The following is a 24643-nucleotide window of genomic DNA, read 5'->3' as shown; positions in this document are numbered from 1 at the left end:
CAGCTTAATTACGTATCACATAAATGCCAGTCAACGCCAAGCTCAATTTTAACAAAAAGAGAACAAAAGGCACCACCAAGCCGCTCACCTTGCCGTTAATGCGGAATTAACCACCTTATTTATCAAATTAAATCAATAAATTAACGCCACACCCTGTGATTGAGCTCGCAAAACCACATAAATCTCGTTTGATCTTTTTGTTATCAGTTTGTAGCCTTATGGTTAGTTAAAGTGATTCACATTTTTGTGTTTAATGTGAAAAATACGAATCACCAAGAGGCAAGCATGACAACTGAAGCACAGTACCAGCAGCATTTCGACGACAAGATCGCGGCGGATATCGCTATCGAGGCCAAAGACTGGATGCCGGACGCCTACCGTCAGAACCTGATTCGGCAGATCGGCCAACACGCCCACTCGGAAGTCATCGGCATGCTGCCGGAAGCCAACTGGCTGACGCGCGCCCCCACGCTGCGCCGCAAGGCGGTGCTGCTGGCCAAAGTGCAGGATGAGGCCGGCCACGGTCTGTACCTCTACAGCGCCGCCGAGACCCTCGGTTGTTCACGCCAGGACATCTACCAAAAGATGCTCGACGGCAAGATGAAGTACTCCTCTATCTTCAATTATCCCACGCTCAACTGGGCGGATATCGGCGTGATCGGCTGGCTGGTCGACGGCGCCGCCATCGTCAACCAGGTGGCGTTATGCCGTGCGTCCTACGGTCCCTATGCGCGGGCGATGGTGAAAATCTGCAAAGAGGAAAGCTTCCACCAGCGCCAGGGCTATGAGGCGGTGATGGCGATGGCCAACGGCAGCGACACGCAACGCGCCATGCTGCAGGACGCCATCGATCGCTTCTGGTGGCCGGTGCTGATGATGTTCGGCCCGAGCGACGCCGACTCCCCGCACAGCGCCCAAAGCATGGCGTGGAAAATCAAACGCCACAGCAACGATGAGCTGCGGCAGAAATTCGTCGACAACACCGTGCCGCAGCTTGAGGCGCTGGGCATGACGGCGCCGGACCCGGGCCTTATCTGGGACGATGCCGCTGGCCACTATCGCTTCGGCGAGATCGACTGGAGCGAACTGCATGAGGTGATCAAAGGACGCGGCCAGTGCAACCACGAACGCCTGCAGGCCAAGCGCCGCGCCTGGGAAGACGGCGCCTGGGTGCGCGACGGCGCCATGGCCCACGCCGCGAAAAACGCCGCCTCCGCCGCATAGCCACCATAAGGAATCGAGATCATGAGCCACGTTGAATGGCCGCTGTATGAAGTGTTTATCCGCAGCAAACAAGGGTTGGCGCATCGCCACGTCGGCAGCCTGCACGCCGCCGACGACCAAATGGCGCTGGAAAACGCCCGCGACGCCTACACCCGCCGCAATGAAGGCTGCTCGATTTGGGTGGTGCAGTCGCGCCATCTGATCGCCTCGCAGCCGGAAGATCGCGGCGCGTTCTTCGATCCGTCCGAAGACAAGATCTACCGTCATCCGACGTTTTACACCATTCCCGACGGCATCAAGAACATGTAGAGGCGACCATGACGGTTAACGATCCGCGCATCAGCTATTTGCTTCGCCAGGGCGACACGCCTCTGATCCTCGCCCAGCGCCTGTGCGCCTGGTGCGGCCACGCGCCCGAGCTGGAGATCGATCTGGCGTTGGCCAACATCGGGCTCGATCTGCTCGGCCAGGCGCGCAACTTCCTGGGCTACGCCGCCGAACTGGCCGGGCCGCCCTGCAGCGAAGACAGCCTGGCCTTCGGCCGTGACGAGCGCCAGTTTCACAACCTGCTGTTGGCGGAACAGCCGAACGGCGGTTTCAACGACACGCTGGTGCGCCAGTTCCTGCTCGACGCCTACCACGTGCAGCTGCACCAGGCACTGAGCCGCAGCCGCGATACGCAGATCGCCGCCATCGCCGCCAAGTCGTTGAAGGAAGCCGACTATCACCTGCGCTTCAGCCACGGCTGGATGATCCGCCTGGGCGACGGCAACGACGTCAGCCACGGCAAGATCCAACAGTCGCTGGATAACCTGTGGCGCTTCACCGCTGAGCTGTTCCACGCCGACGAGCTGGAACTGGCGTTGGCGGAGCAAGGCGTTGCCGTCGATCCGCGCGAACTGCAGGCCCCCTGGCAGGCGCAGGTGGAAGAGACGCTGCGCCAGGCGACATTGACGCTGCCTGCCGAGCAGGCGTTCCGTCACGGCGGCAAACAAGGGCGACACAGCGAACACCTCGGCCCGCTGCTGGCGGAGATGCAGTTCCTGCAGCGCGCCTATCCAAACGGTCAATGGTAGGAGGCCGCGATGAACGTCACTCGTTTGCAACCCGCCGAAATTCCGCAGATTTGGCACTGCCTGCAGCAGATCAGCGATCCCGAACTGCCGGTGCTGTCGATCACCGATTTGGGCATGGTGCGCGACGTGGCGCGCGACGGCACCGGCTGGCGCGTGACCTTCACCCCAACCTACTCCGGCTGCCCGGCCACCGAATTTCTGCTCAACGCCATCGAGCAGCGGCTGGCGGAAGCCGGTTTCAGCCCGGTGCAGGTTGAGATCCGCCTCAGCCCGGCCTGGACCACCGACTGGATGAACGCCGACGCCCGCGAACGGCTGCGGCAATACGGCGTGGCACCGCCGCAGGGCCACACCTGCGATCGTCCGCACGCCCACGGCCCGGTAGCCTGCCCGCGCTGCGGCAGCACCCACAGCGAGAAGATCAGCGAATTCGGCTCCACCGCCTGTAAAGCGCTGTATCGCTGCTGCGACTGCCGGGAACCGTTCGACTACTTCAAATGCATATAGGAGCGCTGACACCATGACGGTCTTTCATCGCCTGAACGTCGCCGCCATCGAGCGCGAAACGCCGGACGCCGTAGCCATCACGCTGCGTGTGCCCGAAGAACTGCAAAACCAATACCGCTATACCCCCGGCCAGCACCTGACGCTCAAGGCGTTGGTCAACGGCGAAGAGCTGCGGCGTTGCTACTCCATCTGCAGTTCACCGCAGGAAGGCCTACTGCAGATCGGCGTGAAAGCGATCGATCAGGGCCGTTTCTCCGGCTTCGTCAACCGCATGCTGAAGGTCGGCGATGCGCTGGAGGTGATGGTGCCGCAGGGGCGCTTCGGCTATCAACCGCAGGCGGAGCGCCGAGGCAACTACCTGGCGATCGCCGCCGGTTCCGGCATCACGCCGATGCTGTCGATCATCAAGGCGACGCTGCAGCTCGAACCGGGCAGCAGTTTCACCCTGATCTACGGCAACCGCAACAGCAGAACCATGATGTTCAAAGAAGCGCTGTCGGATTTGAAAAACCGCTACCCACAGCGTTTTCAGCAGCTGTACCTGTTCAGCCAGGAGAGCCTCGACAGCCCGCTGCTCAGCGGCCGCATCGACCGCGAACGCCTGGCGGCGATCGGCGGCGCGCTGCTGGATTTCCGCGACTATGACCACGCCTTCATTTGCGGGCCGGAATCGATGATGGACGACGCGCAAACCGTACTCGAACAGGCCGGGGTACCGGCCAATCACATCCACAGCGAACGCTTCAACACCAGCGGCCTGGTCGCCCGCCCGCGCAGCAGCGGCGATCGCAACGCCACCCGGGTGGCGATCCTGCTCGACGGCCGCCGGTTGGATATTGAGGTCGGCGAACAGGATGACAGCATTCTCGATGCGGCGCTGCGCCAGGGCGCCGACTTGCCCTACGCCTGCAAAGGCGGCGTGTGCGCCACCTGCAAATGCCGGCTGAAGGCTGGCCAGGTGGAGATGGGCGTCAACTACAGCCTGGAGCCGGACCAGTTGGCCGCGGGCTATGTATTGAGCTGCCAGTCGTGGCCGAAAGGCGACGGCGTGGTGTTGGACTTCGACGTCTAGGAGCCGCGATGGACACCCCCTTCATTTTACGCCAACAACAACACCGGGTGGTCACGCTGACGCTGCACCGCCCGGAGGCGCGCAACGCCCTGAGCACCCCCTGCCTGGAGCAGCTGGTGTCTCTGCTGGAGCAGGCCGATGCCGACCGCGGCGTGGGCGCCGTGGTGATCGCCGGCGCGGCGCGTTTCTTCGCCGCCGGCGCCGATCTGCGCGAACTGCAGCAGCAGGATGTGCCGGCCGCCCTGGCGGACAGCCGTCCGCAGCTGTGGCAGCGGCTGGCGCAGTTCGGCAAGCCGCTGCTGGCGGCGGTAAACGGTTATGCATTGGGTGCTGGCTGCGAGCTGGCGCTGGCCTGCGACATCGTCATCGGCGGTGAAAGCGCCCGCTTCGGCCTGCCGGAGATCACCCTTGGTCTGATGCCGGGCGCCGGAGGTACCCAACGCCTGATCCGCTGCGTCGGCAAATCGCGCGCCAGCCAGATGGTGCTGACCGGCGAAGCCATCGACGCCCGCACCGCGCTGCAGGCCGGCCTTATCAGCGAAGTGTGCGTCGATGCTCTGACGCTGGAACGCACGCAGCAGATTGCCGAGCGCATCAGCCGTCAGGCGCCGCTGGCGCTGCGCGCCGCCAAACAGGCGCTGAAACAGGCCGAGGAGACCGGCCTTAGCCAGGGGCTGGCGATGGAACGTCAGCAGTTCGTCACCCTGGCCGCCACCGACGATCGCCGCGAAGGCATCGCCGCCTTTTTCGAAAAACGTACGCCAAACTATCAGGGGCGCTGATTTATGGATAACGCATTGATTCTCAGCCATCTCGACGCCGGCGTGTTGACGCTGACCCTCAACCGTCCGGATCGGCTCAACAGCTTTAACGACGAGATGCATCGCCAGCTGAGCGAGGCGCTGACGCAAGCCGAGCGCGACGACAACGTTCGCTGCCTGCTGATCGCCGGCGCCGGGCGCGGTTTCTGCGCCGGGCAGGATCTCAACGATCGCAACGTCAGCGCCGATCAACAGGCGCCGGATCTCGGCCTGTCGGTCGAACGTTTCTACAACCCCCTGATCCGCCGTCTGACCGCCCTGCCCAAGCCGGTGGTGTGTGCGGTCAACGGCGTGGCGGCCGGCGCCGGTGCCGCGCTGGCTTTGGCGTGCGACATCGTCATCGCCGCCGACAACGCCAGCTTTATTCAGTCTTTCTGCCGCCTGGGGCTGGTGCCGGACTCCGGCGGCAGCTGGTTCCTGCCGCGGCTGGCCGGCCACGCCCGCGCGATGGGCATGGCGCTGCTGGGCGACAAAATCAGCGCCCAACAGGCGCTGGAGTGGGGCATGATCTGGCAAGTGGTGCCGGCGGAGGAATTGGCCGATCGCACGCAAACGCTGGCGCGCCATCTGGCCACTCAGCCAACCTACGGTCTGGGCCTTATCAAGAAAGCCATCTATAGCTCGGCCACCAACAGCCTCGATCAGCAGCTCGATCTGGAGCGCGATCTGCAGCGATTGGGCGGCCGCAGCGACGACTACCGCGAAGGCGTCAGCGCGTTCTTCGCCAAACGCACGCCGAACTTCAGCGGGAAATAGCCATGAACGCGTCCCTTGTTAACGGCCGGGTGGCGGTGATCGGCGCCGGCACCATGGGCATCGGCATTGCGCAGGTGGCCGCTGCCGCCGGCCACCCGGTGCGGCTGTTCGATATCGCGCCCGCCGCCGCCCAGCGAGCGATCGACGAACTCGCTCGCCGCCTGCGGCAGCGGGTGGACGGCGGCAAGGCCGATGCCGCGACCACCGAAGCGCTGCTGGCGCGCCTCGAACGCGCCGACTCGCTCGAGCAACTGGCCGACTGCGCGCTGGTGATTGAAGCGGTGGCGGAAAACCTGGCGATTAAGCAGAGCCTGTTCCGCGATCTGGAAGCGGTCTGCTCGCCCGCGACGCTGTTCGCCAGCAATACCTCCTCGCTGTCGATCACCGCCATCGCCGGGGCATTGCAACACCCGGCGCGTATGGCCGGGCTGCACTTTTTCAACCCCGCGCCGCTGATGAAGCTGGTGGAGATCGTCAGCGGTCTGGAGACCGGTGCCGAAACCCTCGCCGCGCTGCAGGCCGTGGCGCAGCGTTGGGGTAAGCAGAGCGTTCTGTGCCGCTCAACGCCGGGATTCATCGTCAACCGCGTGGCGCGGCCGTTCTATGCCGAAACCCTGCGCGCGCTGGAGGAACGGGTGGCCGACGCCGCCACGCTGGACGCGGTATTGCGCGACGCCGGCGGTTTCGCCATGGGCCCGCTGCAATTGACCGATCTGATCGGCCAGGACGTCAATTTCGCCGTGACCGAATCGGTGTATCAGGCCTTCTACCAGGATCCGCGCTTCACCCCTTCGCTGGTGCAGCAGGAGTTGGTGGCCGCGGGGCACCTCGGCCGCAAATCCGGCCGCGGCTTCTACCGCTACGACACATCGCGCCCCGCCGCCGAGATCGCCTTTGCGCCGCCGGCGCAGGCCGCGCAGCCACAGCGCGTCACCTTGCACGGCGACTGGTCGCCGCTGGCCGATCTGGCGCAGCTGTTAAGCGAAAATGCGGGAGCGATCATACAACCTGGCCAGACCAGCCCGCACGTCACGATCGACGACGTTACACTGATGTTAACCAATGGTAAAACCGCCGGCCAGCTGGCCGACGAACGTGGAACGCCCGTGGTGCTGTTCGATCTCTGTGCCGACTATGCGCACGCCTCCGCCATCGCCATCAGCTGCGCGGAGCAAAACGGTGCGCAACACAATGCCAAAGCGATTCGCCTGCTGCAGTCCCTCGGCAAGCAGGTCATTCCGTTGCCGGATTACCCCGGCCTGCTGACGATGCGCACCCTGGCCATGCTGGCCAACGAAGCGCTCGACGTGGTGAACAAAGGCGTTGCCAGCGCCGAAGATATCGATCTGGCGATGCTGCGCGGCGTCAACTACCCGCGCGGACCGTTGGCCTGGGGCGCCGCGCTTGGCTGGCGCCACATCCTGGCGACGCTGGAAAACCTGCAACGCTATTACGGCGAGGCGCGCTATCGCCCTATGCCGCTGCTGCGCCGTTATGCTTCTCCCGCCTCTTTCCCAGGAGCCGAACAATGAACGCCAATACGCCGCGCGCGCTGGCTCAGCGCTGCGCCGAGCAAATGTTTCAGCAAGATACCTGCGCTCAGGCGATGGGTATGCATATCGACGCCGTCGACGCCGGGTACGCGCAGGTCAGCATGACCGTCGGCCCGCAGATGCTCAATGGCCACCAGACCTGTCACGGCGGCCAGCTGTTCAGCCTGGCGGACACCGCTTTCGCCTACGCCTGCAATAGCCAGGGGTTGGCGGCGGTCGCCTCCGGCTGCAGCATCGACTTCGTCCGCCCGGCGCTGGCCGGCGATCGCCTCACCGCCAGTGCGGAGGTGCGCCATCAGGGCAAAGTCACCGGGCTGTATGACGTCGAGATCGTTAACCAACTGGGCAAAACCGTCGCCTGGTTCCGCGGCCGCGCGCACCGCCTCGGCCACAGCATTTTAGGAGAGCAGGCATGAATCAGGCATTTATCTGCGACGGCGTGCGCACCCCGATCGGCCGCTATGGCGGCGCGCTGGCACAGGTGCGCGCCGACGATCTCGCCGCCCTGCCGCTGCGCGTGCTGCTGGAACGCTATCCGCAGGTGGATTGGACGCAGCTGGACGATGTGATCCTCGGCTGCGCCAACCAGGCCGGGGAGGACAACCGCAACCTGGCGCGCATGGCGCTGCTGCTGGCCGGGCTGCCGGTCGGCGTGTCCGGCACCACGGTGAACCGCCTGTGCGGCTCGGGTCTGGATGCGCTGGCGATGGCGGCGCGCAGCATCAAAGCCGGCGACGCCGGGCTGATGCTGGCCGGCGGCGCAGAATCGATGACCCGCGCGCCGCTGGTGATGGGCAAGGCCGACAGCGCCTTCAGCCGCCAGGCGCAGCTGTACGACACCACTCTCGGCTGGCGCTTCGTCAACCCGCGCATGCAGGCCGAGTTCGGCACCGATTCGATGCCGGAGACCGCCGAAAACGTCGCGGCGCAGTTCAACATCAGCCGCGCCGATCAGGACGCCTTTGCGCTGCGCAGCCAGCAGCGCGCCGCCCGGGCGCAGGCGCTGGGCTACCTGGCGCAGGAGATTGCTCCGGTCAGCCTCACCGGCAAAAAAGGCGCGGTGACGCTGTTCAGCCAGGATGAGCATCCGCGCACCGACACCACGCTCGAGCAGCTGCAGGCGTTGAAAACCCCGTTCCGTCAGCCCGGCAGCGTCACCGCCGGCAACGCCTCGGGGCTGAACGACGGCGCAGCGGCACTGCTCGTCGCCTCCGAAGCGATGGCGGCACGCCAGGGCCTGACGCCGCGCGCGCGCATCGTTGCCACCGCCACCTGCGGCGTGGAACCGCGGCTGATGGGCATCGGCCCGCTACCCGCCACCCGCAAGGTGCTGGAGATCGCCGGGCTGAGCCTGGCGCAGATGGACGTTATCGAACTGAACGAAGCGTTCGCCGCCCAGGCGCTAGCGGTGATGCGCCAGCTTGGCCTACCGGACGATGCGCCGCAGGTCAACCCCAACGGCGGCGCGATCGCTCTGGGACACCCGCTGGGCATGAGCGGCGCGCGCCTGGCGCTGGCCGCCCTGTTTGAACTGGAACGGCGTGCCGGCCGCTACGCGCTTTGCACCATGTGCATCGGCGTCGGCCAGGGCATCGCCATGATCATTGAGCGTGTCTGACCCCTGAGGCTAACCATGACAATAAATCCACAGCCCCTCGATAGCATCGAATTCGCCTCGCGCGATGAGATTGAAGCGTTGCAGTTGGCGCGCTTGAAATGGACTCTGCACCACGCCTACGACAATGTGCCGATGTACAAACGCAAGTTCGACCAGGCAGGCGTGCACCCTGACGATCTTAAACAGCTGAGCGATCTGGCGCGTTTCCCTTACACCACCAAGCAGGATCTGCGCGACAACTACCCGTTCGACACCTTCGCAGTGCCGATGGAACAGGTGGTGCGCATCCACGCCTCCTCGGGCACCACTGGCCGCCCGACGGTGGTCGGTTACACCCAGCGCGACATCGATAACTGGGCCGATATCGTCGCCCGCTGTCTGCGTGCCGGCGGCGCCACCGCCAAAGACAAGGTGCACGTCGCCTACGGTTACGGCCTGTTCACCGGCGGCCTGGGCGCACACTACGGCGCGGAGCGGCTCGGCGCCACGGTGATCCCGATGTCCGGCGGCCAGACGGAACGCCAGGCGCAGCTGATCCTCGACTTCAAACCCGACATCATCATGGTGACGCCGTCCTATTGCCTGACGCTGATCGACGAGCTGGAGCGCAAGATGGGCGGCGATGCGCGCGGCTGTTCGCTGCGGCTCGGCGTGTTCGGCGCCGAACCCTGGACCGAAGCTCTGCGGCACGAAATCGAAACCCGCATGGGCATCAAGGCACTGGATATCTATGGCCTGTCGGAAGTGATGGGGCCGGGCGTAGCGATGGAATGCCTGGAGAGCGGCGGCGGCCCCACCATCTGGGAAGACCACTTCCTGCCGGAGATCATCTGCCCGGAGACCGGCGTCGCCCTGCCGGACGGCGAGCACGGCGAACTGGTGTTTACCACCCTGACCAAAGAGGCGCTGCCGGTGATCCGCTACCGCACCCGCGATCTCACCCGTCTGCTGCCGGGGGACGCGCGCCAGATGCGCCGCATGGGCAAGATCACCGGCCGTTCCGACGACATGCTGATCATCCGCGGCGTCAACGTCTTCCCGTCGCAGGTGGAAGAGCAGATCATGCAGTTCGAGCAGCTGTCGCCGCACTATCAGCTGCAGGTCAGCCGCAGCGGGCACCTGGACACGCTGGCGGTGCGCGTCGAGCTGAAAGAATCGGCGCTCAGCCTCAGCCACCAGCAACGTTGCGACATCTGCCACCAGCTGCGCCACCACATCAAATCGATCGTGGGCGTCAGCACCGACGTCAGCATCGCCAACTGCGGCGATATTCCGCGCTCGGAAGGCAAGGCGCAGCGCGTGGTCGATCTGCGGCCACGTTGAGGCGCACGGTGTCACGGATGACGCCGCCCTAAATTATGGTAATGTTATGGCTCATCGAAGGCTAACCCATGGAAAAATATGGAACATAAACTGGATGAGTTCATTCGCCATGCCGTCGACGCGCAGCCGATCAGCGGCACTTCGCTGATCATTTCGCTGTACGGCGACGCGCTAAGCCACCGCGGCGGCGAAGTGTGGCTCGGCAGCCTGAGCGCGCTGCTGGAGGCCTTCGGTTTCGGCGATCGCTTCGTGCGCACCTCGGTGTTCCGCCTGCAGAAAGAGGGTTGGCTGGCGGTGGAGAAAATAGGCCGCCGCAGCTTCTACCGCGTGACCGATCAGGGAATGCGTCAGTTCCGCCACGCCGAATCGAAAATTTATCTGCGCGAGCAGCCCGCCTGGGACGGCAAGTGGGAGCTGTTGCTGCTGGAAAGCGCCGATAAAAACGCGCGCGCGCGGCTGAAAAAAGAGCTCGGCTGGCTCGGGTTCGGGCAGATCGCCAGCAACCTGATGGCCGCCCCCACCCACGCGCAGACCGACGTGACGGCGCTGCTCGGCGAACTGAACGCCAGCGAGCAGGTGATCTACTTCCGCGCCGATTACCCCTACAACCGCTCCGAACAAACCCTGCAGAAACTGGTGGCCGACTGCTGGTCGCTGAGCGAGGTGGCCGCCGGCTATCACGAGTTTATCGTCTCCTTCCGGCCGCTGATGGCGCTGCTGCGCGAAGTCGACCCGGCGGCGCTGACGCCGCTGCGCTGTTTCCAGATTAAGCTATTATTGATTCACTTCTTCCGTCGCGTGGTGTTGAAAGATCCGCTGCTGCCGGACGCGCTGCTGCCCGCGCAGTGGGAAGGCCAGATCGCTCGCAATCTGTGCATCAATCTCTATCAGCAGGTCGATCGCGCTGCGACGGAGTACGTCAGCTCGCTGGCGGAGACCACCATCGGCGCCTTGCCCGCGCCGGCCGCCGGTTACTATCGGCGCTTCGGCGGCCTGCCGCGCGACCCTACATGTTAAGGAACTCACGCTATGCCTGTGTATCAGATTGACGGCCTGACGCCGGTCGTTGACCCCAGCAGTTACGTGCACCCGACGGCGGTGCTGATCGGCGACGTGATCGTCGGCAAACACGTGTATATCGGCCCGAACGCCAGCCTGCGCGGCGATTTTGGCCGCCTGGTGATCTGCGACGGCGCCAACATTCAGGACAACTGCGTGATGCACGGCTTCCCGCAGCAGGACACGGTGGTGGAAGAAGACGGCCATATCGGCCACGGCGCCATCCTGCACGGCTGCCGCATTCGCCGCAACGCGATGGTGGGCATGAACGCGGTAGTGATGGACGGCGCGGAGATCGGCGAGAACACCATCGTCGGCGCGATGGCGTTCGTCAAAGCCGCGGCGACGATCGAAGCCAACAAGCTGGTGGTCGGCAGCCCGGCGCGCGTGCTGCGCGATCTGACCGAACAGGAGCTGGCCTGGAAGATCGCCGGCACTCGCGAGTATCAGGATCTGGTGCAGCGCTGCAAATCCTCGCTGCACGAAGTGGCGCCGTTGACCGCAATCGAGCCGGGCCGCCAGCGCCTGAGCTTCGGCGATCATCTCATCCCGAAAAGCCAGCTTTAATCCCCAGGGCTGAGGTGCGCCTCAGCCCCTGCCCCGCATTACTCCACCTCCGGCGCCTTGAACGGCGACGGCGCAGCCGCGCGGCGGCTCTGGAAGCGGTAGGCCACCACCAGCAGCAAGGTGAACGGAATGCCGAACCACAGCGTCATGCGGAAGAATTCGGTAAACGCCGTCGAGATCATCAGCGCCGCCATCAGCCCGCCACCCAGTAAGGTGGTATAGGGGAATCCCCACATGCGGAACTTCAGATGGGTCTGCCGGTGCCGGCGGCGGAAGAACAGATGGGTGACGAAGATCATCAGCCAGGTAAAACAGGCGCCATACACCGAAATGGACATCATGGCGGCGAACGACGTTTCCGGCGCCACCAGGCTCAGGACGATGGACACCACGATGCCGATGCACGACATCGCCAGCGCATTGACCGGAATGCCGCGCCGGCTGACGCGCCCCAGCGCCGCCGGCGCCTGCCCGGCGCGCGACAGCGAGAACATCATGCGGGTGGTGATGTACAGCTGGCTGTTCATCGCCGACAGCGCCGCCACCAGCACGATAAAGTTGAAGATGCCGGCGGCGGCAGGCAGATGGATCACGTTCATCGCCATCAGGAACGGGCTTTCGCCGGTGCCGGACTGGCGCCAGGGCACGATGGCCAGCATCAGGGCGATCGACAGCATGTAGAAAATGAACAGCCGCACGATGGTGCCCTTGAACGCCGCCTTCACCGCAATCACCGGATTTTTCGCCTCACCGGCGGCCACCGCGATCATCTCAATGCTCAGGTAGCTGAAGATGGAAACGATCACCGCAAACCACATGCCCTTGATGCCAAACGGCATAAAACCGCCGGTGGTCAGGTTGCGCAGGCCGTAGGTCGGGTTGCCCGAGAACGCCAGGATGCCGATACCGATCAGAATGAAGGCCACGATCGCCGTCACTTTGACGGTGGACAGCGCGTATTCCACCTGGCCGAACGACTTCACGCCGATCACGTTGACCGCGATCACCGCCGCCGAGAACAGCAGCACCCACGGCCAGGTCGGCGTCGCCGGGAACCAGAACTGCATGTACATGCCGATGGCGGTGACTTCGGTGCCCACCGCCAGCACCACGCAGGACCAGTAGGAGTAGCGCACCAGAAAACCGAACAGCGGGCCGAGATAAAATTCGGCGTAGTCGCCGAACGAACCGGGCGTCGGGTGTTCGGAGGTCATTTCCGCCAGGCTCCCCATCAGCAGCAACGCAATGACGCCGCCGATCAGGTAGCTCAGCAAGACCGACGGCCCCGCCATCTGAATGGCATAGGCGCTGCCGAGAAACAGCCCGGTGCCGATGGCGCCGCCTATCGCCAGCATCGACATCTGCCCGGCGGTAAGATGCTTGTTCAACCCGCCCTGGCGACGGGCGATATGCTCAAAATCATTCATCTGTGGCATGGCAGTGTTCCCGAGCAGAGTTAGACGGTACGGGTGACGTCGAGAATGGCGGCAGTCACGTAATCGATATTGCCGGGGTTGAGCCCCGGCAGGCACATGCGGCCGGGCGCAACCAGATAGATGGCGTAGCGTTGCCGCAAGGTTTGCAGCTGCGTTTCGTTCAGGCCGGTATAGCTGAACATGCCGCGCTGATCGCGAATGCGCCGGTGATCCAGCGAAGAACCGCCCCGTGCCAGCCCGGCGGCCAGCTGCTCACGCATCTGCTTGATGCGCGAGCGCATTTCCGCCAGCTCGTTGCGCCAAAGCGCACCGAGTTCGGCATCACCGAGCAGGATTTCCACGATCTGGCTGCCGTGTGTCGGCGGGCAGGAGTAGCTGCGGCGGATCAACGTTTTTAACGCGCCTTTGACGTTGGCGGCGTTTTCCACATCGGCGCAGCGCACCGACAGCGCGCCCAGCCGCTGGCCGTACAGCGCCACGTTTTTGGAGAACGAGTTGCAGACCAAAAACGGCAAGTCGATTTTCAGCGCTTCGCGTACTGCCAGACAATCCTCGTCCAGCCCGTCGCCGAAGCCCTGATAGGCGATATCGAACAGCGGCAGCAGGTTGCGCCGCTGCAGTACGGCGAGCGTAGCGCGCCACTGCTCCGGCGTCAGATCGGTGCCGGTCGGGTTATGACAACAAGGATGCAGCAAGACCACGCTGCCAGGCGCCAGGTTGCTCAGCGCGTCGAGCATGGCGGCGAAACGCAGGCCGCCCACCGCCTCGTCAAAGTAGGGATAGGTTTTCACCTGCAACCCGGCGCCTTCAAAAATCGCCCAGTGGTTGGCCCAGGTGGGATCGGACACCCAGATCTCGCTGCGCGACAAAAAGTGGCGCAGAAAATCCGCCGCCAGCTTCAGCGCCCCGGAGCCGCCGACGGTCTGCACCGTGGCGATGTCGGCCACAGTTCGCTCACCGAACAGCAGCGTCTGCACCTGGCTAGCGAACTGCGGCGAGCCTTCGATCGGCGGGTAGCCATGCGGGCGACGCAGCGCCAGCAGGCGTTGCTCGGCGGCCGCAACCGCCTGCATCAGCGGAATATTCCCCTGCTGGTCGTAATACAGCCCAATGCCTAAATTCACTTTGTTCGGATTGGGGTCCTGCAAATAGGCTTCCATCAGCGACATAATAGGATCGGCTGCGGAAGGCGCAATCTGTTTAAACATGACGCATCCTTAACTCATTATTGAATTAATATAAGAACGGATTTAAGCGGAAATTAAATCAGGCGATAGCGCTGACGGTAATTTCTATTTTCATTCCCGGCACCACCAGTTTTTCGACAATCACCGTGGATCGGTTAGGGTAAGGATAATTAAAGTATTCTCGGTAAATATTATCGAGACATTTAACGTCGTTGACGTCGGTAAGATAAACGATCACCTGCAAGACCTTATCGCTGTGGCTGCCCGCCGCCTTCAGCGTTTGCGCCAGATTGTCGAAGGTCAACGCAATCTGTTGCTCCGGCGCGCCGGTCTCGATGCTGCCGTCCGCCCGCACCGGGCCATGAGCGGTAAACAGCATGCCGCCGCCCCGTGTAGCCCAGGAAAAAGGCTGGCCGATTTCCGGCAGCCCGGTCTCTACGATCTCGCGCATGTCAGTGTTTCCCATGATGATCAAGTTGGCGAAGCAGCGCGCCGTCGGCGGCGAACAACGCATCCAGAATGGTGAAATGGTTGGCGCCGGGCACCGCGACCAGTTCCGCCGGCAGCCCATGTTGATGCAGCGCCGCGTGATAGTGGCGCGACTGGCCGATCAGTTCCGGCAGCTCAGCCGCGCCGTAATACAGCGTGAGCGGTTTGGTTCGCGCCGGCAGGTGGCGCGCTGGGCTGAGCGTTTCAATCTGCCGCGCGGTCAGCTGCAGCGCCCGGTTGACATAGCTTTCTCGCAGCGGCGCCAGCTCGAACAGGCCGCTGATGGGAAAGACCGCATCCACCATCGCATGCTGCTGCCAAAACGCCGCCAGATGCCCGCCGGCGGAATGGCCGCACAGGTGCACCGGATGGGCGTCGTGCGGCGGCAGGCGACGCTGAATGGCATCCAATGCGGTGCCGATCTGCCGACAAATAGCGTCAAGATTAACCGCCGGCGCCAGCATATATTCCACCAGCACTACGTCGAATCCCAACGCCAACGGCCCGGCGGCGATAAAGGCGAAATCCGCCTTATCGCAAAATTGCCAATAGCCGCCGTGAATAAAAATTAACGTCCCCTGATGTTGCTTTGCAGAATAGAACCAATCCAATGTTTCGCGTTCGCTTTCACCGTAAGCAATATTCTTTTCATGCCGCGCCTGATTATAAACGGCCGCACTGCGGGTTTGAAACGAAGCCAAAATAGCCGCTTCATCATCCACCGTAGCGCCGTTATCATAGCTCCCCGTGAGTTGTCTCATATATTAAACTTCGTTTATTATTTAAAATATAAAGTAACTATTAGCAGCGGCAAAATTATTGTCAAGATGGGCGTAGCAGCAATGCGCGCCCGGTAAAATAAAACCTCGTCTGCGGCGAAAAAGTTTAACCCATGAAACTTTTTCGCCGCCGGCCGCGTTTATTTTTGCCATGAAAATAGCATGAATGCCGAGGGCGATCGCTGAGAGGTTGCTGGCCGCACCGAGCCAGGCATCGGGGTTCAGACCAGATTGGTGAAGTCTGGCCGGCGCTTTTGCACAAAGGCGGCAAATGCCTCTCTGGCCTCCGCGCTTTGCAGCCGCGCCATGAAAACGCTCAACTCCAGGTCGGTCTGGGCAATGAGACGCTCGGCATCACGCATGAGTTTTTTCGTTGCCTGCAGCGAAATCGCCGGTTTGGCCGCCAGCCTCCGCGCGACCTGACGCGCCTCCTCGTCGAGAGCGGCGAGCGGAACGCATTTGTTCGCCATTCCCCAGGCAACCGCGTCCTGCGCGGCAACGGGCTCACCGAGAGCGAACATCTCAAAGGCTCTGACATGGCCTATCCGCGAAGGTAACAAATAGCTCGAGGCGGCCTCCGGCACCAAGGCTAAATTCACGAACGGTGTGCTCAACTCCGCATTATCGGCAACCAGCACATAATCACAGTGCAGAAGCATGGTGGTGCCAACACCGACCGCCTTCCCCTGCACCGCGGCGACGAGAGGTTTGGTGATACTGGCCAGGCTCTTTAAAAAGCGCACGACCTCTTGCCCCCCGCTGCCTTGCATGACCTGCGAAGCAAATTCATTGATGTCATTGCCGGCAGTAAACATGTCGCCCGCCGCCTGGAGCAGAATGACCCGAATGTCCGACTCCGCTTCCGCAATAGCCAAAGCATCGGCCAAAGCCGCATACATCGCCGTCGTTAGCGCATTCTTTTTATCCGGCCGTGTTAACGCGATCGTGAGAATACCTTCGTTCTTGTTGATGGCGATGTCAGCTGTCATGTCCCCCCCTTTATTTTCAAACGCGGCTCATTCATCCGTTTGCTGCGGCTAAAACACATAAAGATATTACCCCAGCCAAATCACAGCATGTCGAATGCCTGTATGAGTATAGGTTGTAATATCGATGCAGAGAGCGTCAAAAGACAACGCCATAAGTAGGGCTGGCATTGAAGAACTCACATGCTGTTTATTTTGGCGTACGGAGAACGGCATTCAGAATGGTAAAGCATGACGCGCCGCCGGATACCCTCAGTAAACGACGTCCTCGGCGGGGAGATTGGCGATGACATTGATAAGCGCTCACATACCCAGGCAGAGCGCTGTCAAAAGGTAGAAAATACGTCAGGCAAAATTGCCGTTCGCCTCAGCTTAAGCGAACGGCGGCGCCTGCGATGTCGGGAAACATCGGCAAATTACAGGCTGTGTTCGGCCGCCGCTGCGGCCTGATAAAGCTGACGAAAATAACTCAACCGCGCAAAGAACAGGCGGCTTTGCTGCTCCGACATGTTGCCGGCCACCTGCCCGGCGTCAATCTGCCGCCCTTGCCACTCCATCAGGGCGATGCTCGACGCCAAAAAATCCATTTCGCTGCCGTAGGCCGCGAGATGCCTGTCCACTGATTTCATCATTCGCACACTCCTTTTAATCACATCGAAAAGGGTCATATGCCTGCCCTTTCAGTATCGACCCGGCGGCGGATGTTTTTTGTACAGAAGGTGCGCATAAAGAAAACGGTCATCTTGTCGCCGCGTCGGCAAACGGCGGCGGCAAAGTTTGCTAGGGTAAAGGGTAGCCGTATGGGATAGACCATTCTGTTGAACTCAGCATAGGAAGAGACCAATGAGCACCAGTATCTGCGCGACCCTCAAGGATCCCACGCTGTTCCGCGAGGCCAATTACATCGACGGCCAATGGTTGCCGGCCCATGAGGGCCGCGCAATCGCCATTCATAACCCCGCCAACGGCGAGCTGGTCGGCCACGTGCCGGCCTTCGGCGCCGAAGAAACCGCGCGCGCCGTCGCCGCCGCAAAAAAAGCGCTGCCCGCCTGGCGCGCCCTGACCGCCAAAGAGCGCGCCGGCAAGCTGCGGCGGCTGTTTGAACTGATGATGGAGAATCAGGAAGATCTGGCGCGCATCATGACGGCGGAACAGGGTAAACCCCTGGCCGAAAGCCGCGGTGAAATCGCCTATGCCGCCTCCTTTATCGAATGGTTCGCCGAGGAAGGGAAGCGGGTCTATGGCGACACCATTCCGCAGCCCCAGTCGGGCCGCCGCATTATCGTGCAGAAAGAGCCGATCGGCGTGTTCGCCGCCATCACTCCGTGGAACTTCCCGGCGGCGATGATCACCCGTAAAGCCGGCCCCGGCTGGGCGGCAGGCTGCACCGGGGTGATCCGTCCCGCCAGCCAGACCCCGTTCTCGGCGCTGGCGATCGCCGTACTGGCGGAGCGCGCCGGGCTGCCCGCCGGGGTATGCAACGTGATAACAGGCCCCAGCAAGGGCATCGGCGGCGAGCTCACCGCCAACCCGGACGTGCGCAAACTCTCCTTCACCGGCAGCACCGAAGTCGGCGCGCAGCTGCTGGCCCAGTGTGCGCCCACCATCAAGAAAACCAGCATGGAGTTGGGCGGCAACGCGCCGTTTATCGTATTCGACGACGCGGATCTGGACGCCGCTGTGGCCGGCGCAGTCGCCTCCAAATACCGCAACGCCGGCCAGACCTGCGTCTGCACCAACCGGTTTTTGGTGCAGGATGGCGTGTACGACGCCTTCGCCGCCAGGCTGAAAGCCGCCGTCGCCAAGCTGAAAGTCGGCAACGGCCTGGATGATGGCGTCACCATCGGCCCGTTGATCAACCAGGACGCGGTGGAGAAAGTGCGCGAGCATATCGCCGACGCCGTCGAGCACGGCGCCTCGGTGCTGCTGGGCGGCAAGCCTGACGCGTTGGGCGGCAATTTCTTCACCCCGACCATCCTGACCGACTTGCCGCGCACGGCAAAAATCTTCCGTGAGGAAACCTTCGGCCCGGTGGCGCCCCTGATCCGCTTCAGCCAGGAAGCCGAAGCCGTCGAAATGGCCAACGACACGCCGTTCGGCCTGGCCGCTTACTTCTACAGCCGCGACATCGGCCGGGTGATGCGCGTGGCCGAAGCGCTGGAGTACGGTATCGTCGGCATCAACGAAGGGTTGATCTCCACCGAGGTAGCGCCGTTCGGCGGCATGAAGCACTCCGGCTTGGGTCGCGAAGGGTCCAAATACGGCATCGAAGACTATCTCGAGATCAAATACCTGTGCCTCGGCGGCCTGGGCGCCTGATGCGATCGGCCCCCGCACCTGCGGGGGCCATACCTGGCGGATCCGGCAAGCCTTTGCTACCTTTAGGCATCTCTTTCAAGCGGTTAAAAGGAATTTCCCCTATGCAGCCTACCTCGGTGCACTTACCCGGCTTTTACGTCGCCGGCCAAACAGTCAGAACCACCAACCAGAACGAAACCCAAGCCGAAACGGCAAAGATTCCCGCGCTGTGGTCGGATTTTTTCGCTACCTCACCCGCCCTGCCGGTATACGGGGTCTATTCCAATTACGCTTCCGACGCCAGCGGGCCGTTTGACGTCACCGCCGGCAGTGAGGCACAGAGCGGTTTGCACATCCAACCCGGCCGCTATCTGGTCTTCTCCGCCCGTGGCGCGATGCCGGCGGCGGTCATCGAAGGCTGGCAGCACATCTGGGCCTACTTCGCACAACACCCTGAGATCGAACGCCGCTTCCTGACCGACTTCGAAGCCTATACCGGCCCCGACGCGGTCGATATCCACATCGGCTGCCGCTAACGCGGCAATGAGGTCAACGATGATCGCCTTCTCGCCCGCCATTCCGATCCTGCGCATCTTTTCGGTCGACAAGGCCAAAGAGTTTTACCTGGATTTTCTCGGTTTCACGCTGGAGTGGGAGCACCGTTTCAGCGAAGACCTGCCGCTGTACATGCAGATTGCCCGCGCCGGGCTGACGCTGCACCTGAGCGAACACTACGGCGACAGCACGCCCGGCGCCGCCATTTTCATTCCGATGCAGGACATCGAAGCGCTGCATCGCGAACTCACGGCCAAAAACTACCGCTATGCACGGCCGGGCCTGGAGATTGTCGATTGGGGCAAGGAACTGAACCTCACCGATCCGTTCGGCAACCGCCTGCGGTTCTGCGAACAGAACCGCCGGTCCTGAGCGCCGTTATTGCCGGTACTCCGCCTCGCTGACCGGCTCCAGCCAGGTCACCGGGCTGCCGTCCACCGCTTCGGCGATGGCGATATGGGTCATGGCGCAGTCCGGCGTCGCGCCGTGCCAGTGTTTGACATCCGCCGGGATCCAGACGATATCGCCGGGGTGCATTTCCTGCGTCTTCTCGCCCCACATCTGGATCCAACCGCGCCCCTGAGTGACGATCAGCGTCTGACCGAGCGGGTGAGTATGCCAGGCCGTGCGGGCGCCGGGCTCGAAGGTGACGGTTGCGCCGCCCACTCTGGCCGGCGCCTCGCCGGTGAACGGCGCGTCGATGCGCACCTGCCCGGTAAAGTAATCCGCCGGGCCGCGCTGCGAAGGGATCGAACCGCTGCGTTGTATTTTCATCTGTAGTGTCCTCCGCGCCGGCTCTCACAGCCGGCGCTGATAGTCATGGGTCAGTGATGCCAAGATAGCGCCATGCTTTTCCAGCGACTAGCGGCTAAAATGCGCAAGGAGCTATGAGCTCAATTCATAAATCTACGCGCGGCCGCGCCCTAACCTTGCTCTCCGGTGCCGATATGTTGAAAGAAAACTTTAACGACCTGATCGCTTTCCTGATGGTGGCCAGAGAACGCAGCTTCACCAAAGCGGCGGCGCAGCTCGGGGTGTCCCAATCGGCGCTCAGCCACGCCATCCGCGGGCTGGAAGAACGCCTGGCGCTGCGCTTGCTTACGCGCACCACCCGCAGCGTGGCCCCCACCGAGGCCGGTGAGCGGCTGCTCAACAGCATCGGCCCGCGCTTTGCGGAGATAGAAAGCGAGCTGAACGCGCTGGGTGAAATGCGCGATCGCCCCGCCGGCAACATCCGCCTCACCGCCGGCGAACACGCGGTGGATGCGGTGCTGTGGCCGGTGCTGCGCACTTTTCTCGTCGATTACCCGGACATCAACGTGGAAATCACCGTCGACAATAGCCTGACCGACATCGTCGCCGGGCGTTTCGACGCCGGCATCCGGCTGGGGGAACAGGTGGCGAAGGACATGATCGCGGTGCGCATCGGCCCGGACATGCGCATGGTGGCCGTCGCCTCACCCGCCTATTTCGCCCGTCACGGCCTCCCCACCACGCCGCAGGCATTGCAAAACCACCGTTGCATCAATATGCGCCTGCCCACCCTCGGCGGGTTGTACGCCTGGGAGTTCGCCCGCGATGGCCGGGAGATCAAAGTACGGGTGGAGGGGCAATTGACCTTCAACAGCCTGCGCCAGCGAATCGACGCCGCACAGCTCGGTCTCGGCATCGCCTTCGTGCCGGAAGACAGCGTCGCCGAGGCGCTGGCCGACGGGTGCTTGCAGATGGCGCTGGACGAGTGGTGCCCGCCGTTTCCCGGCTATTACCTCTATTACCCAAGCCGCAGGCAACACACCACCGCCTTTGCGCTGCTGATTGAGGCGCTGCGGCGCGGGGCTTAACGCCCGACGTTCTTCTGCAGATGCGCCGGGTAGCGATCGCCGATCACGTCGATAGCGGAGAGCGCACGCTCAATCTCGCCCAGTTCGTCCGCCGTCAACACCACCGACGCCGCCGCAAGGTTTTCTTCCAGTCGGTGACGCTTAGTGGTTCCCGGGATTGGCACGATCCACGGCTGCTGCGCCAGCAGCCAGGCCAGGGCGATCTGCGCCGGCGTCACGCCCTTGCGCTGCGCTATCTGCCCCAGCACGCCCACCAGTGCCTGATTGGCCCGACGCGCCTCGGCGCTGAAACGCGGCACCACGTTGCGAAAATCGCCGCTGTCAAAGGCGGTGTCTTCGGTGATGGCGCCGGTGAGAAAGCCCTTGCCAAGCGGGCTGAACGGCACCAGACCGATGCCCAGTTCCGCCAGCGTCGGCAGGATTTCACGCTCCGGCTCGCGCCACCACAGCGAATATTCGCTTTGCAGTGCCGTGACCGGCTGCACCGCATGGGCGCGCCGAATGGTTTGCACGCCGGCTTCCGACAGGCCGAAGTACTTCACTTTCCCTTCGCGAATCAGTTGCTGCACCGTGCCCGCCACCTCTTCGATAGGCACCTCGGGATCGACGCGGTGTTGATACAGCAGATCGATAGTCTCTACCCGCAGGCGCTGCAGCGAACCTTCCACCGCCCGGCGAATATGCTCCGGGCGGCTGTTCAACACCTGTTGCCCCGCCGGTTGCGGCAGATCGAAACCGAACTTGGTGGCGATGACGACCCGATCGCGCACCGGCGCCAGCGCTTCGCCCAACAATTCCTCGTTCGTGAACGGACCATAAATCTCGGCGGTATCGAAGAACGTCACGCCCTCGTCAACCGCGGTACGGATCAGATCGATCGCCTGCCGCTTGTCGGTAGCCGGGCCGTAGCCAAAACTGAGCCCCATGCAGCCCAGACCCAACGCCGATACTTCCAGCCCTTCGCGCCCCAACTTACGTGTTTGCATCTTCACTCTCCTGCGGATGGATACCGGCCCCCTGACACAGAGCCGCTCGGATGAGATGACTGTAAAAGACCCATGCCGCCATGACTATGGGGCAAAATACGCTTGAGCTTATGAGCCAGTTTCATTAATCCGCTAACCGTCTCAGGGGATTGAACATTTTCCGGGAACGTTCCTTCCGCAGATATTCTATACTGATGTCAGGATGCACTACCCTTTTCGTTTAGCGTCATGTAGATGGAGTGACAGATGGCTAACCCTGAATCGATCAGCGATTCCCTTTTAATACCAGTGGCAGATTTATCCCATGACCAATAAGAAAAGCGCCGTGCTGACCCCGGCGGCGATGCTATTGCTGCAACCCATGTTCATCGGCCAGGCATCAGCGGCGGAAAAAACTGAAGAAAAGAGCGACACCCTGGTGGTGATGGCGCAACCTACCGGCCTCACTGAGCTGGGATCGCCGGTTTCCGTCAGCGTGATCGACGGCCAGGATCTGCGCAACGCCGCCCCGCAGATTAACCTGTCGGAAAATCTCGGCAGCGTGCCGGGCCTGCAGCTCCAGAATCGGCAAAACTATGCGCAGGATCTGCAGCTGTCGATACGCGGCTTCGGCAGCCGTTCGATGTTCGGCGTGCGCGGGGTGCGCATGTACGTCGACGGCATTCCCGCCACCATGCCCGACGGCCAAGGGCAAACCTCCAACATTGACATCAATTCCGTCGAACGCATCGAGGTACTGCGCGGCCCCTATTCCGCGCTGTACGGCAACGCCTCGGGCGGGGTCATCAACGTTGATACGATAACCGGCACCCAGCCGCCGACGCTGGAAGCCGGCGGCTATTTCGGCAGCGACAACACCTGGCGTTACGGGGTGAAAGCAACCGGCGCCACCGGCGACGGCACCCAGGCCGGCGACGTTAACTACGCCCTCTCCGGCACCCGCTTTACCACCCAGGGCTACCGCGATCACAGCGCCGCGCGGAAAAACCTCGGCAACGGCAAGCTCGGCGTGCGGCTGGACGACGTCAGCACCCTGACGCTGATGTTCAACAGCGTCTCGATTGACGCCGGCGATCCGGGCGGCCTGACCGAGGCGGAATGGAAAGAAAACCCACGCCAGGCACCGCGCGCGGATCAATACAACACCCGCAAATCGCTCGACCAGACCCAGGCCGGCCTGCGCTATCAGCGCCAGATGAGCGAACGCGACGAACTGACGCTGACCGCCTACCACGGCGAGCGCCACACCACGCAGTACCAATCGATCCCGAGCGGACCGCAGCTCAACCCCACCCACGCCGGCGGGGTGATCGTGCTGGAAAGGAAATATCAGGGCATTGACACTCGCTGGAAGCATGAGGATACTCTCGCCTCGTTACCGGTAACACTGATCGGCGGTCTGGATTATGAAACCATGACCGAACGCCGGCAGGGGTTCGAAAACTTTATTCTGCGAGACGGCAAAGTGGACTACGGCGAGAAAGGCGACCAGCGGCGCAACGAGAAGAACCGCATCTGGAACCTGGATCCTTACCTGCAAACTTCCTGGCAACTGACGCCGCACTGGACGCTGGACGCCGGCCTGCGCTACAGCACGGTCAGCTTCGATTCGACCGACTACTACATCACCCCGCGCAACGGCGATGACAGCGGCAGCAAACGCTATCACCAGTGGCTGCCGATGGGCTCGCTCAACTACAAAATCAGCCCGGCGTGGAACGTCTATCTCTCCGCCGGCCGCGGCTTCGAAACCCCGACCATCAACGAACTCTCCTACCGTCCCGACGGCCAGGCGGGTCTCAACATCGGCCTGCAACCATCCACCAGCGACACCGTCGAACTGGGCAGCAAACTGCGCCTCGGCAACGGCCTGGTGAGCGCTGCCCTGTTCCAGACCGATACCGACAACGAGCTGGTGGTGGCGGAAAGCAGCGGCGGGCGTACCAGCTACGCCAACGCCGGCAAGACCCGGCGGCGCGGTCTGGAGCTGGCGCTGGATCAGGAGTTCGCGTTGGACTGGCGCCTGCATATGGCCTGGACGCTGCTGGACGCCACCTACCGCAGCGAGATGTGCGGCAAAGCCGTTTGTACCCCGGCCCAAACCATTCCCGCCGGCAACCGCCTGCCGGGCATCGCCCGCAACATGGGCTACGCCTCGCTGGCCTATGCGCCGCCGGAAGGCTGGCACGCCGGGGCGGAGCTGCGCTACATGAGCGACATTCAGGCCAATGACGCCAACAGCGCGCAGGCCCCCGCTTACACCGTGGCCGGCGTGAACGCCGGCTATCGCTTTACCTGGAACCGCTGGGCGCTGGACGTGTTCAGCCGGGTGGACAATGTTTTCGATCGCCGCTACGTCGGTTCGGTGATCGTCAACGAAGGCAACGGCCGCTATTTCGAGCCGGCGCCGGGGCGCAACTGGGGTGGCGGCGCCACCTTGTCTTATCGCTTTGAATAAGGCAAAGCACCTTAAGGTTAAAAAACGGGATGGGTTTTACGTCACCCTAGCG

At 62.8% G+C, this 24643-nt stretch carries 26 protein-coding genes; 18 read left to right on the top strand and 8 right to left on the bottom strand.

What is annotated here, in order from left to right:
* Positions 1 to 285 precede the first annotated feature (285 nt).
* The 13 genes from paaA (at position 286) to paaY (ending at position 11576) form a co-directional block, all read left to right on the top strand.
* A complete protein-coding gene (paaA, locus tag ACRAWE_RS04115) occupies positions 286 to 1224 on the top strand; it encodes a 1,2-phenylacetyl-CoA epoxidase subunit PaaA (RefSeq protein WP_154746443.1) in 939 nt (312 codons plus the stop codon).
* A 21-nt stretch (positions 1225 to 1245) separates the two neighbouring features.
* Positions 1246 to 1533 (top strand): 1,2-phenylacetyl-CoA epoxidase subunit PaaB, encoded by a 288-nt coding sequence (paaB, locus tag ACRAWE_RS04110; RefSeq protein WP_004935173.1) that lies wholly within the window; start codon positions 1246 to 1248, stop codon positions 1531 to 1533.
* 8 nt (positions 1534 to 1541) lie between these two features.
* Positions 1542 to 2300, top strand: a complete 759-nt coding sequence (paaC, locus tag ACRAWE_RS04105) for a 1,2-phenylacetyl-CoA epoxidase subunit PaaC (protein WP_432524932.1) — start codon at positions 1542 to 1544, stop codon at positions 2298 to 2300.
* Positions 2301 to 2309: 9 nt separating this feature from the next.
* On the top strand, positions 2310 to 2807 hold the full coding sequence (paaD, locus tag ACRAWE_RS04100; protein WP_019453490.1) for a 1,2-phenylacetyl-CoA epoxidase subunit PaaD: 498 nt from the start codon (positions 2310 to 2312) through the stop codon (positions 2805 to 2807).
* Positions 2808 to 2820: 13 nt separating this feature from the next.
* A complete protein-coding gene (gene paaE / locus ACRAWE_RS04095; protein ID WP_432524930.1) occupies positions 2821 to 3879 on the top strand; it encodes a 1,2-phenylacetyl-CoA epoxidase subunit PaaE in 1059 nt (352 codons plus the stop codon).
* Between the two features lie 8 nt (positions 3880 to 3887).
* Positions 3888 to 4661, top strand: coding sequence for a 2,3-dehydroadipyl-CoA hydratase PaaF (gene paaF, locus ACRAWE_RS04090; protein WP_019453488.1), 774 nt, complete (start codon positions 3888 to 3890; stop codon positions 4659 to 4661).
* Between the two features lie 3 nt (positions 4662 to 4664).
* Positions 4665 to 5456, top strand: a complete 792-nt coding sequence (paaG, locus tag ACRAWE_RS04085; protein WP_019453487.1) for a 2-(1,2-epoxy-1,2-dihydrophenyl)acetyl-CoA isomerase PaaG — start codon at positions 4665 to 4667, stop codon at positions 5454 to 5456.
* A gap of 2 nt (positions 5457 to 5458) precedes the next feature.
* Positions 5459 to 6988, top strand: a complete 1530-nt coding sequence (locus ACRAWE_RS04080; protein ID WP_019453486.1) for a 3-hydroxyacyl-CoA dehydrogenase — start codon at positions 5459 to 5461, stop codon at positions 6986 to 6988.
* Entirely contained in the window at positions 6985 to 7425 is a 441-nt protein-coding gene (paaI, locus tag ACRAWE_RS04075) for a hydroxyphenylacetyl-CoA thioesterase PaaI (RefSeq protein WP_154746444.1), read from the top strand. The genes ACRAWE_RS04080 and paaI overlap by 4 nt, the downstream gene beginning before the upstream one ends.
* Positions 7422 to 8627: a 3-oxoadipyl-CoA thiolase gene (pcaF, locus tag ACRAWE_RS04070; RefSeq protein WP_019453484.1), complete on the top strand. Its 1206-nt coding sequence runs from the start codon at positions 7422 to 7424 to the stop codon at positions 8625 to 8627. The genes paaI and pcaF overlap by 4 nt, the downstream gene beginning before the upstream one ends.
* A 15-nt stretch (positions 8628 to 8642) precedes the next feature.
* Positions 8643 to 9950, top strand: coding sequence for a phenylacetate--CoA ligase PaaK (gene paaK, locus ACRAWE_RS04065; RefSeq protein ID WP_063918604.1), 1308 nt, complete (start codon positions 8643 to 8645; stop codon positions 9948 to 9950).
* A 78-nt stretch (positions 9951 to 10028) separates the two neighbouring features.
* Entirely contained in the window at positions 10029 to 10967 is a 939-nt protein-coding gene (paaX, locus tag ACRAWE_RS04060) for a phenylacetic acid degradation operon negative regulatory protein PaaX (RefSeq protein WP_019453482.1), read from the top strand.
* A gap of 12 nt (positions 10968 to 10979) precedes the next feature.
* The gene (gene paaY / locus ACRAWE_RS04055) at positions 10980 to 11576 is read left to right on the top strand and encodes a phenylacetic acid degradation protein PaaY (protein ID WP_019453481.1); all 597 of its coding nucleotides are present in this window, start codon (positions 10980 to 10982) and stop codon (positions 11574 to 11576) included.
* Between the two features lie 38 nt (positions 11577 to 11614).
* Here the strand turns inward: paaY and ACRAWE_RS04050 are convergent, their stop codons facing one another.
* The 6 genes from ACRAWE_RS04050 to ACRAWE_RS04025 all read right to left on the bottom strand — a co-directional run bounded on the left by ACRAWE_RS04050 (position 11615) and on the right by ACRAWE_RS04025 (position 17085).
* Positions 11615 to 13012, bottom strand: coding sequence for an amino acid permease (locus ACRAWE_RS04050; RefSeq protein ID WP_063918605.1), 1398 nt, complete (start codon positions 13010 to 13012; stop codon positions 11615 to 11617).
* A gap of 20 nt (positions 13013 to 13032) precedes the next feature.
* On the bottom strand, positions 13033 to 14220 hold the full coding sequence (locus ACRAWE_RS04045; protein ID WP_197667806.1) for an aromatic amino acid transaminase: 1188 nt from the start codon (positions 14218 to 14220) through the stop codon (positions 13033 to 13035).
* A 58-nt stretch (positions 14221 to 14278) separates the two neighbouring features.
* The gene (locus tag ACRAWE_RS04040; RefSeq protein ID WP_019453478.1) at positions 14279 to 14650 is read right to left on the bottom strand and encodes a RidA family protein; all 372 of its coding nucleotides are present in this window, start codon (positions 14648 to 14650) and stop codon (positions 14279 to 14281) included.
* Position 14651: 1 nt separating this feature from the next.
* Positions 14652 to 15449, bottom strand: a complete 798-nt coding sequence (locus ACRAWE_RS04035; RefSeq protein WP_432524924.1) for an alpha/beta hydrolase — start codon at positions 15447 to 15449, stop codon at positions 14652 to 14654.
* A gap of 239 nt (positions 15450 to 15688) precedes the next feature.
* A complete protein-coding gene (locus ACRAWE_RS04030) occupies positions 15689 to 16456 on the bottom strand; it encodes an enoyl-CoA hydratase-related protein (RefSeq protein WP_074053805.1) in 768 nt (255 codons plus the stop codon).
* A gap of 413 nt (positions 16457 to 16869) precedes the next feature.
* Positions 16870 to 17085 carry a glycogen synthesis protein gene (locus ACRAWE_RS04025; RefSeq protein ID WP_049201387.1) on the bottom strand — a complete coding sequence of 72 codons (216 nt, stop codon included), beginning with the start codon at positions 17083 to 17085 and terminating at the stop codon, positions 16870 to 16872.
* A 211-nt stretch (positions 17086 to 17296) separates the two neighbouring features.
* On the opposite strand from ACRAWE_RS04025, the gene gabD reads away from it, so the two are divergent.
* The 3 genes from gabD to ACRAWE_RS04010 all read left to right on the top strand — a co-directional run bounded on the left by gabD (position 17297) and on the right by ACRAWE_RS04010 (position 19678).
* Positions 17297 to 18772 carry an NADP-dependent succinate-semialdehyde dehydrogenase gene (gene gabD / locus ACRAWE_RS04020; protein ID WP_432524922.1) on the top strand — a complete coding sequence of 492 codons (1476 nt, stop codon included), beginning with the start codon at positions 17297 to 17299 and terminating at the stop codon, positions 18770 to 18772.
* Between the two features lie 101 nt (positions 18773 to 18873).
* On the top strand, positions 18874 to 19287 hold the full coding sequence (locus tag ACRAWE_RS04015) for a GyrI-like domain-containing protein (RefSeq protein WP_154746449.1): 414 nt from the start codon (positions 18874 to 18876) through the stop codon (positions 19285 to 19287).
* A gap of 22 nt (positions 19288 to 19309) precedes the next feature.
* Complete coding sequence (locus tag ACRAWE_RS04010) at positions 19310 to 19678, top strand: glyoxalase superfamily protein (protein ID WP_432525564.1); 369 nt, start codon at positions 19310 to 19312, stop codon at positions 19676 to 19678.
* Positions 19679 to 19684: 6 nt separating this feature from the next.
* Here the strand turns inward: ACRAWE_RS04010 and ACRAWE_RS04005 are convergent, their stop codons facing one another.
* Positions 19685 to 20080, bottom strand: coding sequence for a (R)-mandelonitrile lyase (locus tag ACRAWE_RS04005; protein ID WP_154746451.1), 396 nt, complete (start codon positions 20078 to 20080; stop codon positions 19685 to 19687).
* Between the two features lie 173 nt (positions 20081 to 20253).
* Here ACRAWE_RS04005 and ACRAWE_RS04000 point away from each other — a divergent pair, with 173 nt between their 5' ends.
* The gene (locus tag ACRAWE_RS04000) at positions 20254 to 21147 is read left to right on the top strand and encodes a LysR family transcriptional regulator (RefSeq protein ID WP_432524919.1); all 894 of its coding nucleotides are present in this window, start codon (positions 20254 to 20256) and stop codon (positions 21145 to 21147) included.
* On the opposite strand, the gene ACRAWE_RS03995 is transcribed toward ACRAWE_RS04000, so the two are convergent.
* Positions 21144 to 22133 carry an aldo/keto reductase gene (locus ACRAWE_RS03995; RefSeq protein WP_432524917.1) on the bottom strand — a complete coding sequence of 330 codons (990 nt, stop codon included), beginning with the start codon at positions 22131 to 22133 and terminating at the stop codon, positions 21144 to 21146. The two genes, ACRAWE_RS04000 and ACRAWE_RS03995, sit on opposite strands and share 4 nt — an antisense overlap.
* A 361-nt stretch (positions 22134 to 22494) precedes the next feature.
* On the opposite strand from ACRAWE_RS03995, the gene pqqU reads away from it, so the two are divergent.
* Positions 22495 to 24591 (top strand): TonB-dependent receptor PqqU, encoded by a 2097-nt coding sequence (gene pqqU / locus ACRAWE_RS03990; protein ID WP_232094183.1) that lies wholly within the window; start codon positions 22495 to 22497, stop codon positions 24589 to 24591.
* The last annotated feature ends 52 nt before the right edge of the window (positions 24592 to 24643 follow it).

The organism is Serratia sp. BFP-2025 (assembly GCF_050880365.1).
In the GTDB taxonomy this organism is placed as follows: Bacteria; Pseudomonadota; Gammaproteobacteria; order Enterobacterales; family Enterobacteriaceae; genus Serratia; species Serratia surfactantfaciens.
Note: the sequence above shows the minus strand (reverse complement) of the source record. Positions and strands in the feature narration are given on the sequence as shown.